This window comes from Vibrio splendidus (assembly GCF_002873455.1).
GTDB classification, from domain to species: Bacteria; Pseudomonadota; Gammaproteobacteria; order Enterobacterales; family Vibrionaceae; genus Vibrio; species Vibrio splendidus_J.
The window spans coordinates 169,311-186,877 of record NZ_MCUN01000054.1 but is presented as its reverse complement, the minus strand read 5'-3'; the positions used below and the strand labels follow the sequence as shown (position 1 = coordinate 186,877).

The following is a 17,567-nucleotide window of genomic DNA, read 5'->3' as shown; positions in this document are numbered from 1 at the left end:
GATGATCGTTTTAGAAAACTTAGAACAATTTAAAGTCGTTTACCGCGACGGTCGTAAATGGCAACGCTGTGTAGAAGCGATTGAAAACATCGGCAACATCAAAGATGGCGTGATGTATTCAATTGGTGACTCACTGGCTTACATGATTGAAGACGGTGTGGCTCGTAACACCGAAAGCTTTACTGGCAACCGCCGTTATTTCGACGTGCATTACTACCTAGAAGGTCGTGAAACGGTTGAATTCGCAGCCAAATCAGAGCTAGAGCAAATCCAAGCTTACAGCGATGAGACTGACCGCGAACACCTAATAGGTAACGGCGAAACTCGTGAAATCATTGAAGGCCAAGTAGCGATATTTGATAACAGCAAAGCTTACCGCTTTCACGGTGATAACCGAGTACGCAAAGTGGTGCTGAAAGTGACTATTGAAGACGGTTACTTCCTTAATAAGTAAGTAACTGAAAGCTAAACAAACGAAAGCAACAACAAGATCTATTCACAGTGTACTGAGGCTTGCCGTTCAAGGCTCAGTCACACTGCATAACGCCTTTACGCTTCTTCCCTACAAGGAAGCTTAAAGAAATAACGACTATAATTACGTGACCCTTGGAGGACACTATGTCTGAATCTGTACGCGGTAAGTTAGGTAAATTTGCCTTGCTCTCCATGACATTTGCAGCGGTATTTAACGTTCGCAACATTGTAAATAACAACATCGAATTGGGATTGAGTTCAGCCCCTATCTTTTTGCTTGCCACCCTTATTTACTTCATTCCATTCGTGTTCATTATTGCTGAATTCGTATCAGCAAATAAAAATTCTGAGTCAGGCATGTACGACTGGCTTAAACAACCTTTGGGCTCAAAAGCGGCCTACTTAGGTTCATTCCTCTATTGGTTCGTTAACCTATTCTGGTTTGTATCACTGCTACCTAACGTTATCGCATACGCATCTTACGCAATGCTTGGCTACGAGTACGCCTTCTCTCCTATTGTGACATCGGCAATCTCAATTGGTCTATTTGCGGCGGCAACGCACATCTCGACTAAAGGCGCGAGCTGGTTAGGTAAGATTGCAGAGATCGTGGCATACGGCGTATTTGCACTGTTCGCGGTTTACGTTATCGGCGCACTAATGGCATTAGGTGGTAACCATGAGCCAGTAGAACCAATCACGCTTGAAGCAATGACGCCAACCATCAACTGGGCAACACTAGGTATTATGTGTTGGATCTTCCAAGCAGCCGGTGGTGCAGAAACCGCAGCCGCTTACCTAAACGATGTTAAAGGTGGTCATAAGTCTTTCATCAAGGTGATCATCAGCGCGGGTATCGCTATCGGTATCATGTATGCAGTCGGTTCTCTGTTAGTGAACGTGTTCGTTGCACGTGATGAACTCACTTATGCTGGCGGCATGGTTGAAATCTTCACTGGTATGGCGAACTACTTCGACATTTCACAATCTCTAACAGGTCGCTTCGTCGGTATCATCCTATTCGTCGCTATGTTCGGTTCGATGATGATGTGGACAGCAGCTCCAGTGAAAATTCACTTCTCTGAAATCCCTAAAGGTGTTTACGGTGAGAAGACGACTGAGCTTAACGAACACGGTGTGCCAGTACGCGCAGCATGGTGGCAGTTTGCGTTCGTATTCCTAATGCTCGTTATAAACGGCTTCGGTTCTGAGTCTGTACAAGACATGATGAACACCGCAATTAACCTAACAGCAGGTACGGCAATGTTACCGCCTATCTTCATCATGGTGGCGTACTTTGTATTCCGATTGAAGCATGACGATACACCACGTGATTTCCGCATGGGTACGCGAGTTCAAGGTATGGCTGTTGTATCTGTGCTTATCGGTATCTTCGTTGTGAGCATGACAGCATCAGCATTCCCAACGGGTGTAGACCTAATGCAAGCGTTCTTCGTCAACGTATTTATGACGGCAGTGTTCTCAGCTATCGCTTGGTGGTGGATCTCTCGCTTTGAAAAGAAGCAAGCAGGTAAAGACGCGAAGTTAGAAGCCGCAAAGCAGTCGTAATCCAAAATTGACATCTCTGATTGAAAAGCGCCTTTATGGCGCTTTTTTTGTTTTAAATCAGAACATTAAACAAGAATAAAAACGTCATTCCGTCAAGGTTTCACTTCACGAAAAACGTTAGTTAGATCGTAATAAAACTCGAACAAAAATACAGGTAAAATATTAACTAAATTTATTTACTCGATATCACATATTTGATCAATTCCGATTAACTTCCCGCCGCTTAATCTTTAATCTTCTTGCTGAAGAAATAGAAAAACTCATAGAACAATAAACGACACAAAGCCCCTACAAGCCTGTTACATCGTCGTACATGAGAAAGCCAATTTCTTCGATGAATGCCTTAATGTTGCATTTGAAATTCAAGTAATAAATTTACTGAAATTAAAAAGATAAACGCCAAGGAATTCGTTCGTAAATCAATACAAAAATAATAAATGAGCCAAACCTGACTTCATGAAGCGGGTGTTTGCCAAACCAACATAACAATAAAAACACGGCCTAGATCTCCCTCTCTAGGACCTAGTAAATAACGATCATCAACGTGATTCACCGGAGAACATCATGTCCGATAATAAACGCAGTACGATAGGCAAGTTTGCCCTACTGTCTATGACCTTCGCGGCGGTATACAGCTTCAATAACATCATAAACAACAACATCGAGATTGGCCTTTCCTCAGCTCCGATGTTCTTTTTAGCAACCATCTTTTACTTTGTGCCATTTTGTTTGATCGTGGCTGAGTTTGTATCATTGAATAAAGACTCTGAGGCGGGTGTTTACTCTTGGGTTAAAAGCTCTCTAGGCGGTCGCTGGGCGTTTATTTCAGCTTACACCTACTGGTTTGTTAACCTATTCTTCTTCACCTCTCTGCTGCCTAGAATCATCGCTTATGCGTCGTATGCATTCTTAGGATTCGAATACATATTTACGCCGATAACCACGGCGATCTTGAGCACCATTCTATTTGCGGTTGCTACACACATTTCAAACAACGGCGCGAAGCTACTTGGCCCAATCACCTCACTAACATCATCACTGATGTTGTTGCTGACTCTGTCTTACATCCTGCTTTCAGGCGGTGCTTTGATCGGCGGTATCGAACCAGCTGACCCAATCACCATTGAAGCAATGACACCAAGCTTTAACTGGGCATTCCTTGGAGTAATCACTTGGATCTTCATGGCGGCTGGCGGTGCTGAATCGGTTGCGGTTTACGTCAACGACATCAAAGGCGGACACAAGTCTTTCGTTAAAGTGATCATCATTGCCGGTATCTTTATCGGTGCGCTTTACTCGGTAGGTTCTGTGCTTGCGAACGTATTCGTTGCTCGCGAAGAACTTAAATTTACTGGCGGTTCAGTGCAGGTATTCGAAGGACTAGCAAGACACTTTGGATTGTCTGAAATACTGATGAATCGTTTTGTGGGCGTGGTTTCATTCACTGCGATGTTGGGCTCTCTACTGATGTGGACAGCGACTCCGGTTAAGATTTTCTTCTCTGAAATCCCTAAAGGTATCTTCGGTGAGAAAACCGTCGCACTCAACAAACAAGGCGTGCCAGAGCGTGCGGCTTGGGTTCAGTTCTTCATCGTGATTCCACTGATGTTCATCCCAACGTTGGCGTCTGACACCGTACAAGACCTAATGAGCACCATCATCAACATGACAGCCGCAGCCTCTATGTTGCCGCCACTGTTCATCATGATTGCTTACCTTCACCTGCGTGTGAAACTTGATCATCTCCCACGAGATTTCCGCATGGGTTCACGCCGAGTGGGTATCACAGCGGTGTCGATTCTTATCGCTATATTTACAGTTGGTTTCTTTGCATCAACCTTCCCGACTGGCGCAGACATCATGACCATCATCTTCTACAACGTGGGTGGGATTGTGATCTTCCTTGGCTACGCATGGTGGAAATACGGTCAATACGAGAAAAGCTTATCTCCAGAAGAGAAGAAACTAGAAGCAAAGCCGGAAACTGCTAACGCCTAGTGTTCACCTTACCTTGGTCTTAATCTTGATTTGAACTTCTTAGGCACTCACTATTTGGCGAGTGCCTTTTTATTCGCTTCCCTTTTTTCTTATCGCCGCTCCTTACATCCTATTTACCGAGTTATTCCTTTCATCAAAATTAGATTCACAACACCGATATATCCCTTGCCTGATATTTGTTTATAAATTCAACTAAAACCCAAAACAAATCAACGGTAAACTTTTACTAAAAATAGATCACACTTTTAAGCTTATTTAATTTTAAACACAAAAATAATCATTAATATTGGTTTTGCGATCGTAAGTGACCTGACCATATACGCCTTGAAGAGCACCCCATATTAGAAGTCAGAACTGCTTACGAAGCTTCATTTATAACCCCGACACAGAAGTGAACAAAATGAAAAGTAGTTTTACTAAAAAGACTCTTATTACAAGTTGTATTCTTGCTGCCCTTACGGCTAATGCGCACGCTGATGAAACCGCGGCTAACCACAGCGACACTCAGCCCCCTAAAACAGAATCAGAAACGCTGTTTAACTTTTACGGTGAGCTTGGCCTTGGTGGTCATGTGGCACTCGAAGGTGATGATAAGGGTCGCTACGCAGACGGCACTTACATTGAAGCGGGTTTAGCTATCGAGCACGGTAATTGGTTTGGTCTTGCTTACATGGAAGGCTGGACGGTACAAGCCGATGACGAAGGTAACGCTTGGGCGACTGGCCACGGCTGGGGCGGCTTCGAAGGTGGTTTTAACCGCTTTTACGCTGGCTACCGCACCGACGCAAAAACAGAATTTATTGTCGGTCGTATGGACTCGTCACTGGATGACGTTCAATGGTGGGGAGACCCAACAGTCGAGTACGGCTACGCAATCTCAAACACGCGTGACGTACATGTCGGGGTGAAGATTCAAAACCTAGAAGGTAAACTTCGCTACAGCGTTTCTTTCGCGCCAGAGTCTGACTTCTCTGAAGACGATGCTCTCGTTCACTTCGGCAAATACGACAGCTTCGCAGACCAATGGAAAGACAAGAATGCCATGGTCAATGGTTACCTCCAATACGATCTCACTGACGACCTGACCCTTATGGGTGGTGGTGAAGTGCGTAACAACGATGGCGGTGAGCTTCTACTATTAGGTGCTGAATACAAAAACTTCGCCACTCGTGTTTGGCATGATACCGATAAAGGTAACCAAGAATCTTTCGGTAGCGAATCAGGTATTCAAACCAGTGCATGGTACGAAGCCGCACAAGGCGTTTACCTATCAGCAGCCTACAACTACGCAAACTTTGACGGTGACAATGGCGACAAAGAGATCACCTCTTACATCAATGCCGGCGTTTGGTACGAATACGGCAATGGCGCGTTTGCGACTGCCTTCGACAGCCGCTTTGGCGTAGGCAGCGACACTGAAATCGGCGACGCGCAAGTGTTCGCAATGCAATACTTCTACTGGTAATAACAGGAACTCATCATGAAACTGAATAAATCATTCGCAGCTCTCGCTATTGGCGCAGCACTTGTTGTTACTGGCTGTACATCAAACTCATTCTCAGGATCAAACTCAATCTCTGGCTCAGGCTCTGACACAGAGCAACTGCAAGCAAACGAATTTAAGAACGTTATCGACCGTACAGGCTCGCCAGAATACATGCGAGATTACGACTTCGATGACCACCAGCGCTTCAACCCATTCTTCGACTTAGGTGCATGGCACGGTCACTTGCTGCCAGACACAGCGGAAGGCATGGGCGGATTCCCAGGTACAGCACTACTTACCGAAGAATACATCAACTTCATGGCTGATAACTTCGACCGCCTAAGCGTGTTCAAAGATGGCAAAAAAGTCGCATTCACCATGGAAGCTTACAGCCTTCCGGGCGCATTGGTTCAGACGCTAAAATCTGACGATGTGACCGTAGAAATGACGATGCGTTTTGCTTCAAACCGTACCTCTCTGCTAGAAACCAAAATCACTACCGACTCACCGGTTGAATTAGTGTGGGATGGTGAACTGCTAGAAAAGACGCACGCCAAAGAAGGCGTGGCACAAACCAACAAAACCATCGCTGAAACTTACCCTGAGTATGACCGTCAAATCGTCGCAACCGACGATGGCCTAAAGGTGACCTTCGGTAAGGTTCGTTCGATATGGGATCTACTGACTTCTGGTGAGTCTGAATATCAAGTTCACAAGTCGATTCCAACGAAAACCACGGTTGATGGTTTAGCGTTTACTTCAACGGCAAACATTGAAACATCGACGACTATCTACACCACATACTCGCATGTTCTAACGGCAGAAGAAGCGCAAGCGGAACAGCCTGAAATCAAAAAGATCATGGCAAACCCTACCGACTTCTTAGCGGCATCGGCAGAACGTTGGGAAGGCTATCTAGAGATGGGCTTAACCAACCCGAACGCAACACCAGAGCAAGAGCGTGTTGCGGTTAAAGCGATGGAAACCCTAAATGGCAACTGGCGTGGCGCTGCAGGTGCGATGGAGTTTGACTCTGTAACACCATCCGTGACGGCGCGTTGGTTCTCGGGCAACCAAACTTGGCCGTGGGACACATGGAAGCAAGCCTACGCAATGGCTCACTTCAACCCAGATGTCGCGAAAGATAACATCCGCGCGATGTTCGCTTACCAAATTCAGGCTGACGACACGGTTCGCCCCTGGGATGAAGGTTACGTGCCAGACCTACTTGCTTACAACCTAAGCCCAGAACGTGGCGGCGACGGTGGTAACTGGAACGAACGTAATACCAAACCAAGCCTAGCGGCATGGGCAGTAATGGAAGTCTACAAGACCACCAGCGACGAAGCTTGGTTAGAAGAGATGTATCCAAAGCTCGTGGCATACCACGATTGGTGGCTGCGCAACCGTGACAACAACGGCAACGGTGTACCTGAATATGGCGCAGCACGCGACAAAGCACACAACACACCTGAAGGTGAAATGTACTTCACTGTGGTTCGTGGCGACAAACATGAAACAGTCGTAGGCCAAGCAGCACTGGATAAAGTTGTGGCTGAAGGTAACTACGATTACATCGAAAGCCCAGCTCAAACAGCCGCATCTTGGGAATCTGGTCGTGACGATGCAGCCGCATTTGGTTTCATCGATAAAGACCAGCTAGACGCGTATGTAGCGAATGGTGGCAAGCGCAGCGATTGGGATGTTGAGTTCGCTCAAAACCGCGCTGAAGATGGCACGCTACTGGGCTACTCACTACTGCAAGAATCTGTCGACCAAGCAAGCTACATGTACAGCGATAACAAGTACCTAGCAGAAATGGCTGACATTCTAGGTAAAGACGCAGAAGCGAAAGAGTTCCGCAAAAAAGCTGAGCACCTATCGAACTACATCAACACTTGTATGTTCGACGAAGGCACTAACTTCTTCTACGACATTCGCATTGAAGACAAACCACTCGCGAATGGCTGTGCAGGCAAACCGATTGTAGAGCGTGGTAAAGGCCCTGAAGGTTGGTCACCATTGTTCAATGCTGCTGCCACTCAAGCTAACGCTGATGCAGTTGTCTCTGTAATGAAAGATACAGAAGAGTTCAACACCTACGTTCCACTAGGCACAGCGGCGCTTTCTAGCCCTGCATTTGGCCCAGATATTTACTGGCGTGGACGTGTTTGGGTAGACCAATTCTACTTCGGCCTAAAAGGCATGGACAGCTACGGCTACCGTGACGATGCAATTGAGATGGCAGGTGCATTCTTTGATCACGCCGATGGCTTAGTGCAAGACGGCCCTATCCGTGAAAACTACAACCCACTAACCGGTGAACAACAAGGCGCGCCAAACTTCTCTTGGAGTGCAGCTCACCTGTACATGCTATACAACGATTTCTTTACTGACGCAGAGTAAATCGAACCTATACCTGTCTTCTGGAATTGAATGAAAAGATAACCTCATAAATTTCAGGCTTTGGCACTCAGTATCTCGCTGAGTGCCTTTTTTACATCTGAAGCCAAATGATCGAACAAACAAGCATTTAGACTATTTGGCCTACTATGATCTTTTTACTCTATTCTCTGTACTTTAACCATTGTTACCACAATAAAAACGCACCTGATAATGATAATACTCTTTCAATAGCTTGAACTCATCATGCACGCTTGGCGTCCAGGAATCATCGCCGCCGACTCCCATATGAAAGCCATCGACGTTCACAAACAGTTGTTGTTTTTCTACTAAATCACAAGTGTGTTTTGCCTTTTGTAACTGCAGTAACCCAAATCGACTGACAGAAAAGTGGAAGTCTCCTTTCAGTTCAAATTTACCAATCTTTGCCTCACGAACATCAGAACGTAAGCCGCTGTCTGAAGGGAAAATATAAGGAGTGTGCATTTGCTCAATGCTCTGCTGATATCGCCCCATATGTGCTGATATCTTTCGGTCTGGGTAATTTTCATGAGGTCCGCGACCGAACCAACTCACGCCATCAGGGACGTTTTTCAATCCAAATGTTAACCCCACTCGAGGTAAAGACGGCAAGCCTTTCGCCGCCTGTACTTCCACATTTAATTCGACCTCACCATCGGCAAACAATTGATACTGCCAAGTCGACAACAAACGAACCTGCTCTTCTACTGCATGAGCAATTCTTGCTGTCACCGACACCCCGTTTTTCTGACTGATGCATGAAAATTCGATGCACTCAGGAGTGAGCCTATCTAACCTCATCGCCTGCCAACGTGCTATCCATGAATTGGGATCGACTCGGTTGGCTTCACTGACACCAATATCGTTGTCTAATGGTGCGCGACAAAAGTTATCTCTAAGGCCACTGGCAAGTTGTTCCACCCCTTTTATTTTCCAGCTCTCTAATGTTCCAGATAATCTGTCAAACTCTACCTGATAAGCATCGCCAATCACTGTCAGCAACGTGTCGGTTTCAATCACTTTCGGTGGGTATTGTGAAAGGTTGGCATCCAACATTAATTGCGGCTGAGTGGGCAGGCTCAGCTGTTCAATCGCCGTCACATGACCTTTACCCGCCCAAGCCGTATCGGCATTTAACACCACTTCTAGATTGAAGTAATTAAGCGCGTTGGCCGTATTCGGAATAGTCACACCATTAAGCTCGATCTGCACACTGGATTGAGCTTCAACAAGCAGTTCAATACTGCCATGACATTGAACAATTCCATCTTGAGTGATATTCCAATTAAGCGTTTCGACAGACTCAGCATCAAATAAATACTCACTGGTAATCTCGATCACTAATGGTGATGCAGAAACTAGCTTGAATTGGTAAAACTGTTGCGCTTTTTTCACTTCATGCAGCGTTGGATGCACCGATCTGTCTGGGAATACCAAACCATTAATACAGAACTGGCGATCATTAATCTCGTCACCGAAATCACCACCGTATCCCCAATACTGTTTGCCGTTTGAATCGGTTTTGGTAATTCCTTGATCGACCCAATCCCAGATAAAACCGCCCTGTAATCTTGGGTTGTCTCTAAACGCTTGCCAGTATTTATCAAAGCTACCCAGACTGTTACCCATTGCATGGGCGTACTCACAGAGAATAAGAGGGCGGTGCTCATTAGGCAGAGCGATGGCTTTGCGAATACCGACGCGAGGTGTCACCTCAGGTTGACTCTCAACCACAGGTAAATCCCAATCAACCCGTGCATACATTGGGCATAAAATGTCGGTCGCGGCTGTATCAGCCCCGCCACCTTCATACTGAACGGGACGAGTTGGATCAGTTTGTTTCACCCATTGATACATCGCATGGTGATTTCGACCAATCCCCGACTCATTGCCTAGCGACCAAATGATCACGCTGGCGTGGTTTTTATCGCGCTCCACTAACCTTGTCATGCGCCTCATGTACGCATTCAACCACGACGAGTCATTGGACAGTCGACACATCGGAAACTGACCATGGGTTTCCACATTCGCTTCATCAACCAGATACAGACCATACTCATCACATAGCTCATACCACAATGGATGATTCGGATAATGGGCGGTTCTAACGGCATTGAAGTTATTTTGCTTAAGTAACTTGATGTCTTGAATCATCCCTTCACGAGTCATGGTGTGACCCAATTCAGGGTGATGTTCATGGCGATTCACACCACGAATCAGCAAAGGCTTTCCGTTGAGCTTTAACAAACCATCACTGATCTCAACAGCTCGAAAGCCGACATCGTGAGCCTCACAATCGACAAGCTCATCATGTTCATTTAGCAATGACACCACGCAACGATATAGGTAAGGTGACTCGGCACTCCACTTGTTCGGATTCGCAACTGAAATACTGTGTTCAGCGACTTCAGACCAAGGTCCTTTTTCATCAACATAGCGCTCACCAAAACCCACAATATGAGGTTCGCAAACCAACAGCCCTTGAGCATCATAAAGTTCAGATCTTAACTTATAGTAGCTTTCTAACTCGTTACTGTGCTTGGTTATTTTCGCTGAAACCTTTAAAACCGCATCGCGATAGCAAGCATCTAGCTGAGTCTCAATACCAACATCTTCAATTGCGACCTTGGGTTTTCTCAATAAAGTCACATCACGGAAGATACCGCTGAGCCACCACATATCTTGGTCTTCAAGATAAGAACCATCCGACCAACGCAGCACCATGACTACGAGCGTGTTCTCGCCTGCTTGTAAGTATTCAGACACGTCAAATTCAGCCGGTAATCGACTGTCTTGCGAATAGCCAACCCACTTCCCGTTACACCACAAATGAAATGCAGAATTCACACCGTCGAAGGTCAGCCTATGAGTGTCTAATAACTCCTGTTCCGTGCAATTAAAACGCGTTCGGTAGAGCCCTGTCGGGTTATCGCTAGGGACGAAAGGAGGGTTATCAGCAAAAGGATATTTCACATTGGTATAGATAGGTTTATCAAAGCCTTGCATTTGCCAGTTGCTTGGCACCACTATCGACTCCCATATCGAGTCATCAAAATGCTCAGACACAACCTCTTCACTGACCAACTCTGGTGAATCGAACAGCTGAAACTTCCAAACCCCATTGAGAGACAAGGTATTCGACGAGTTCTTCGTCACAGCCTCAGCCAACGAGGTGTAACCATTCAAAGGAGCATGAGCCTCAATGACATTGTGATGGGTGATGTGTTGATTTTCCCACTCACGGGCAGATATGATTTGAGAGAAAGTTCTCATGAAGTGTTCCTTGCCAAAAGCCATTCAACGTGAATCATTGCAAGTGATGCTCAGCGCCCCATTACGTTCAAACAATACGAACGCCAACGAAACAGCACTAGCAATAATCCCTGAGAGAAGAAAGAAAAGCCGCAGCCAGAACAGCTGCAGCTATTGGAGTATTACTTAAAGGCGCGTTTACTCACCTTATCGAGTTTCTTCAAGATTTTTTCGATTCGATCAGGGTGAACCATAAACTCTTGGAAGCCCTTCATGCCTTCTTTAGCCATCGCGGGATCGGTGTCTCGGTCATAGAACTGAGCCGTGCCCTCGGTAGAAGCCAGCATTGCTACGCCTTTATCTAAGAACGGGTCTGACTTCGCTTTGGCTTTATTGTTGGTCGGGATCTGTAGCAGCATCTCATTGATGAGTTGCTGATTTTCCGCACGCGCAACAAATTCTAGGAACTTACGAGCATCTTCCTTGTTTTTCGCTTTAGAAGGAATGTGTAACGTATCCATTGGCGCATCTTCAGACATAGGAACACTTGGATCGATCACTGGGAATTGGAAGAAGTCCATCTTGCCATCTAATTCAGCAGGGAAGTTTGGCGTAATGAAATTACCCATTAGGTACATCGCCGCTTTACCGTTGTACAAGAAAGGCTGAGCTTCTTGCCATGAATAAGAGGCGTGATTTTCTAGATAGTAACCAGGCTCAACAAGCTCTGCCCAGTTAGCGAACGTTTTCTTCACACGCTCATCAGAATAAGGCACCTTGCCTTCCATCAATTGAATGTGGAAATCCAAGCCGTTGGTACGCATGTTGATGTAATCAAACCAACCCGCGGCAGTCCACAAGTACTTAGTACCAATCGCAAACGGTGCAACCCCATTTTCTTTAAGCGTTGCAGATGCCGATTTAAGATCATCCCATGTTTTAGGTTCAGCAATTCCATACTGCTCAAAGATGTCTTTGCGGTAGTAGATACCCCATTGATAATACGTGTATGGCACACCAAATTGCTTGCCGTTCACCGTCATTGCAGGTGCGGCTGACGCAAAATCTTGCTTCATATTGTTGTCAGTCCAAATGTCACTCACGTCTTCGAACAAGCCACGGTCAACGAATGCTTTCATTCGGTTACCCGCATACCAAAAAACCACATCTGGCGGCGAAGTGACCAACCAATTACGAATCGTTGTTTTGTACGACTCATGATCGTACAAGTTGTACTTGACCGTAATATCTGGGTTTTCTTTTTCAAAGCGATTGATGATCTCACCCCACGCTTCTTTGGGCGCTGGATCAGAAGCATCAGAGTTGATGACTAAGGTTCCTGCAAACGCTGTTGTAGAAACGGAGGCAGCAAGCACTGCCGTAGCAGCGATATGTTTCACGTATTTCATATTGAGGTCCTTGTTATAGAGCTAAGCTCACTAAGTCCAATTATTATTGTTTTGTCTCGTAGGGTTGTTCGTGTTTTAGTTACTCTTCAATGGTTCATCCATTCGGGATATCGTCAGCAATAACGGCTTAAATCAACCGCTATTGCTAGGTTGTTGTATTGATTATTATCTCGTTGCTTACCCTTTAGTCGCGCCTAATGTCAGGCCAGCAATAAAGTGTTTCTGCATAGTGAAGAACAGCACTACGGGCGGAATGGCAGCTACGACCGCTCCGGCAGACATAAACTGCCAAGACGCCAACCACTGGCCTTGCAGTGAACTAAGCCCCGCGGTTACTGGGCGAACGTCATCACTCTGAACCAATACCAACGCCCAGAAGAAGTCATTCCAAATAAAGGTAAACACCAACACGGCTAGAGCAGCTAATGCAGGGCGTACTAAAGGCAGCACCACATGCCAAAATATTTTCCATTCACTAACGCCCTCCACTCGCGCCGCTTCAATCAACGCATCGGGAATACCCACAATAAAGTTCCGCATGAACAAGGTACAAAAACCGGCTTGGAAAGCGATATGGAAGAAAATCAGCGCCCAATGAGTATCGTAAAGGCCAAGTCCAATCGTTAAATCACGTACTGGAATCATCAAGATTTGGAACGGAACAAAGTTGCCCGCAATGAACATCGCAAAGATCCACACATTGGCTTTGAAGTTGTATTTCGCTAAGGCGTACCCGGCCAGAGTCGAGAGTGCGACAGCACCTGCGACCGCTGGCAGCGTGATGATCAAGCTATTGATTAAATACTGCCCCATCGAGGTCGAGGTAAAAACTTGGGTGTAGTTTTCAATGAACTGAATCTCGCTCGGCCAGCCCCAGTAATTACCTTTGTTGATGTCATCCATCGAACGAATCGACGTCATCATCACGGCAATAAGAGGTAACAACCACATTACGATCGAGATAGGTAACGCGACTCGGTAACTGATATTAGTAAAGCGACCGGCTTTTTGAAGTGGTTGCGGAAACATTATTTTTCACTCCTTAACATGCGCCACAAGAAGTAAGCGATATAGATATCCATAATCAGAAACAGCACCACAGAAACCGCCGCACCGTAACCCATTCGATAGTTAAAAATAGACTCTTCATACATTTGATACGCCAGTACCGTCGAGCTTCCCCAAGGTCCACCAGCCGTCATGGTTGCCACTAAATCGAAAGAGCGCAGGGCACCTATCACGGTCACTACTACAGCAATAAACGTCGCTGGTCTTAGTTGAGGAAGAACCACATACCAGAGCATGCGCCACTTTTTTGCGCCATCCAGTCGCGCCGCTTCTAATTGCTCTGGGTCGAGATTGTTCAACCCAGTGAGATACAAGATCATGCAGTAAGAGATTTGTGGCCATAGGCCAGCAGCAATGATTCCGTAGGTCACATAGTCTTCGTCCGCGAGTATTGACACAGGCTCAAAACCGAACGCACCCAATACCATGTTAAAAAGACCGAATGACGGGTCATAGAACCAAGAAAATACGAGTCCAACCACCACTTGAGAGATAACAAAGGGGAAGAAAAATAAGGATTTAACGACACGAATGCCTTTCACTTGTTGGTTTAAGAAAAGGGCAATCGCCAAGCCACAAGGTGGCGCGAGCATAAAGAATATCAACCAAAGGAAATTATTCGTTAAGGAAGTGTAGAACGCATCTGAGTCAAACAGTTCGCGATAGTTCTCAAGCCCTACCCACTCTTTCTCACCTAGCCCGTCCCACTCAAAGAAACTGAGCCAAATGCTGTCCAAAATTGGATAAACAACATAGAGAGAAAAGATGGCGATAGCAGGTGCCAAGAACAACCAAGGCGATACCTTAGAACTAATACGTCTTTTCTTCTTGGCCGATGGGATGCGATTTTCTGGGTATATCGTTTTCACAGATTGCTCCATTTCCCGGAATTCCTTGTATTCAAAGCTTCATTTACTATTTGATAAATTTCCACCTAGATTTCTAAATTTAATCTAGCAACTCAGCATTTATGGTGATTACGTTCAAATATTAGGCTTATTGATAACATTACGCACAGTTATGTTCTAATTTTGTAAACGTTTCCACAAAAATCAGTATGAATTGTAAAATTTGTATGACCGGGATCAATAATTTACCCGAGGCATCTAACAAATTTCTGATGAGAGCGTATGTTTTAAAGGCAAAGTGATGTAGTCCAACGAAGCAAGGAGAGAGCATGGCTGATATCAGCTTAAAACAGGTCATCAAACGATATGGTGATGTTCAAACGATCCATGGTGTTGATCTAGAAATAACTAACGGCGAATTCGTAGTATTCGTTGGGCCGTCTGGTTGCGGTAAATCAACCCTCTTACGCTTAGTTGCTGGCTTGGAAGAGATTACTGAAGGTGAGATCCATATTGGTGATGATCTTGTTAACGATGTTGATCCTGCCGAGCGTGGCGTGGCAATGGTATTCCAATCCTACGCACTCTACCCTCACATGACCGTTGAAGAAAACATGGGCTTTGGCCTTAAAATGAACGGTGTTGCCAAAGAAACCGTAGAGAAGCAGGTCACTAGTGCAGCGAAAACGCTTCAACTAGAGCCTTTATTGAAGCGAAAACCTAAAGAACTGTCAGGTGGACAACGTCAGCGTGTTGCTATCGGTCGAGCAATTGTTCGCAACCCAAGAGTGTTCTTATTCGACGAGCCTTTATCAAACTTAGATGCTGAACTTCGTGTCGACATGCGCTTACAAATCGCCAAATTACACCAAGATCTGCAAAACACTATGATTTACGTTACGCACGATCAGGTAGAAGCCATGACACTTGCTGACAAGATCGTAGTACTGAGAGACGGTCGAGTCGAACAAGTCGGTTCTCCACTCGAACTGTATCACTCTCCACAAAATGAGTTTGTGGCAGGCTTTATCGGTTCCCCAAAAATGAACTTCTTACCATGTGTGGTGAATAACACCTCGGAAACACACGCTGAACTAACCGTTAATGGCCTAAGTAAAATCATTCTGCCAATACCAGGTGATGGCCTAGCCGAAGGCCAAAAGCTGACTCTTGGTATTCGACCAGAACACTTAGAGATCAACGGCGAGTCAGATATCAGCATTGAGTTCCAGAGTGAAGTCGTAGAAAGGCTAGGAAACAGTACCTATATGTTTGGTCAGTCTTGTGGCGTAGACAGCTTTAAAGTTCATTTACCCGGCGATCAAGAAGTCACACGTTATCAATCTCTAAATCTAAATTTCTCATCAAAAGATTGCCACCTGTTTGATGTCGAAGGGCAGAGAATCAACTAAATCAAAGAATACAGAAACATATTAAGCTGGTGGACAACACCAGCTTTACTTTAACCCTTATCTGCAAAGTACCTTCCTTCTGGTTCGATATCTTTATGAAACTTTCTCAGAAGTTTCATCAATCACGGTCAAGATTGTGGGTAAACGAACTTATTTAAACTTTCTTTATCCTTAACCGCTATCCGGACATTAATTTGATAGTCGTTTACTCAATAATGGCTAAACTATAGTGTCGCCTACCTTTTTTTTGAGAAAACCTAAATGCCTACTGCTGATTCCACCCTAAATAAACGCATGGGAATCGTTGCGCTCACTTGGCCTATTTTTATCGAAGTTCTATTAAGAACAGCCCTTAATACCAGTGATGTATTCATGTTATCGGGATACTCAGACAAAGCCGTGTCTGCCGTTGGTGTTATCTCTCAGATATCCTTTTTTCTGATCATCGTCTCGACCATGGTCAGTAGCGGAACAGGCATATTAATCGCACAGTATAATGGTGCATCTCGCGATGAAGAAAGCGCTCATGTGGGCGTGGCGAGCATTATCTTAGCCATTATTACTGGCGTATTGCTCAGTATTATTGCGGTTCTTGGTGCAGAGTATTTTATCCCGCTTTATCAACTTGAAGCGCAAGTTGAACAATACGCTCAAGAGTACCTATTTATCAGTGGTGCCCTCACCTTCAACGTGACGATTGGCGTTGTGCTAACGACGATTCTGCGCAGCCATGGCTACTCTAAGTCACCAATGGTCATCAACCTAATAGCCGGTGTTATCAATGTGTTTGGTAACTACTGCGCGCTATATCAACCTTTTGGTTTACCAGTATACGGTGTACAAGGGGTTGCTACGGCAACTGTCATTAGCCAAACCATTGGTCTACTAATCTTAGTTGGTGTCGTAAGAAGCAAGGACATAAAGTTACCTCTCAAGCAGTTCCAATCAGTGCCTAAATCTATCTATCAAAAAATCATTAAGATCGGCTCGATGAACGCTGGCGAGGTGCTCTCTTACAACATGGCGCAAATCACGATTACCTTCTTTATTGTGCAAATGGGTACCTCATCATTAGCTGCATTTACTTATGCACAAAACATTGCTCGCCTCTCTTTTGCGTTTGCTTTAGCCATTGGTCAAGGTAGCCAAATTCAAACGGGTTACTACATCGGTAAAGGTTGGGTAGACGAAATAACGAGCCGTGTACAACGTTACTTTGTGGTTGGCTTTATCGCCTCGACTAGCATTACTTGTATGGTCTACCTGTTCCGCTTCGAAATCCTAGATCTGTTCACTCAAGATCCTGAAATCATCGCCCTTGCCGCAATGCTCATTGCGGGTTCAATCTTGTTAGAAGCTGGCCGTGTATTTAATCTGATCTTCATCTCATGTCTAAAAGCGACGGGCGACATAAAGTTTCCAGTCAAGATGGGCATACTTAGCATGTGGGGGATTGGCGTCGCTATGAGTTACTTGCTTGGCGTACATTGGGGTTATGGTGTGTTTGGCGCGTGGATGGCTATCGCTATGGACGAATGGTTCAGAGGAATCATCATGGCGTATCGTTGGCGAGCAAAGAAATGGACTCGATTCTCGTTCTAGAACGTTTAGCCTTACGTTTATCTTC

General features: G+C 45.4%; 11 protein-coding genes. 7 read left to right on the top strand and 4 right to left on the bottom strand.

Going from position 1 to position 17,567, the window contains the following annotated elements:
- Window position 1: 1 nt before the first annotated feature.
- From BCU75_RS22930 to ygjK, 5 genes are all read left to right on the top strand, one after another.
- The gene (locus tag BCU75_RS22930; RefSeq protein WP_017110434.1) at window positions 2–454 is read left to right on the top strand and encodes a beta-galactosidase subunit beta; all 453 of its coding nucleotides are present in this window, start codon (window positions 2–4) and stop codon (window positions 452–454) included.
- A 164-nt stretch (window positions 455–618) separates the two neighbouring features.
- Window positions 619–2,043 (top strand): amino acid permease, encoded by a 1,425-nt coding sequence (locus BCU75_RS22925; protein ID WP_017110435.1) that lies wholly within the window; start codon window positions 619–621, stop codon window positions 2,041–2,043.
- Window positions 2,044–2,607: 564 nt separating this feature from the next.
- Complete coding sequence (locus BCU75_RS22920) at window positions 2,608–4,041, top strand: amino acid permease (RefSeq protein WP_017110436.1); 1,434 nt, start codon at window positions 2,608–2,610, stop codon at window positions 4,039–4,041.
- Between the two features lie 400 nt (window positions 4,042–4,441).
- Window positions 4,442–5,506 (top strand): protein YgjJ, encoded by a 1,065-nt coding sequence (ygjJ, locus tag BCU75_RS22915; RefSeq protein ID WP_102475190.1) that lies wholly within the window; start codon window positions 4,442–4,444, stop codon window positions 5,504–5,506.
- Window positions 5,507–5,521: 15 nt separating this feature from the next.
- Window positions 5,522–7,933, top strand: a complete 2,412-nt coding sequence (gene ygjK, locus BCU75_RS22910) for an alpha-glucosidase (protein WP_102475189.1) — start codon at window positions 5,522–5,524, stop codon at window positions 7,931–7,933.
- Between the two features lie 174 nt (window positions 7,934–8,107).
- On the opposite strand, the gene BCU75_RS22905 is transcribed toward ygjK, so the two are convergent.
- From BCU75_RS22905 to BCU75_RS22890, 4 genes are all read right to left on the bottom strand, one after another.
- Entirely contained in the window at window positions 8,108–11,224 is a 3,117-nt protein-coding gene (locus BCU75_RS22905; RefSeq protein WP_102475188.1) for a beta-galactosidase, read from the bottom strand.
- 161 nt (window positions 11,225–11,385) lie between these two features.
- Window positions 11,386–12,612, bottom strand: a complete 1,227-nt coding sequence (locus BCU75_RS22900) for an ABC transporter substrate-binding protein (RefSeq protein ID WP_102466075.1) — start codon at window positions 12,610–12,612, stop codon at window positions 11,386–11,388.
- 177 nt (window positions 12,613–12,789) lie between these two features.
- Entirely contained in the window at window positions 12,790–13,641 is an 852-nt protein-coding gene (locus BCU75_RS22895) for a carbohydrate ABC transporter permease (protein WP_102475187.1), read from the bottom strand.
- Window positions 13,641–14,561 carry a carbohydrate ABC transporter permease gene (locus BCU75_RS22890; protein ID WP_076675703.1) on the bottom strand — a complete coding sequence of 307 codons (921 nt, stop codon included), beginning with the start codon at window positions 14,559–14,561 and terminating at the stop codon, window positions 13,641–13,643. Before BCU75_RS22890 ends, BCU75_RS22895 begins: the two co-directional genes overlap by 1 nt.
- A 296-nt stretch (window positions 14,562–14,857) precedes the next feature.
- On the opposite strand from BCU75_RS22890, the gene BCU75_RS22885 reads away from it, so the two are divergent.
- Window positions 14,858–15,940, top strand: a complete 1,083-nt coding sequence (locus tag BCU75_RS22885; RefSeq protein WP_076675705.1) for an ABC transporter ATP-binding protein — start codon at window positions 14,858–14,860, stop codon at window positions 15,938–15,940.
- A 261-nt stretch (window positions 15,941–16,201) separates the two neighbouring features.
- Window positions 16,202–17,542, top strand: coding sequence for an MATE family efflux transporter (locus BCU75_RS22880; protein ID WP_102466073.1), 1,341 nt, complete (start codon window positions 16,202–16,204; stop codon window positions 17,540–17,542).
- Window positions 17,543–17,567: the final 25 nt, after the last annotated feature.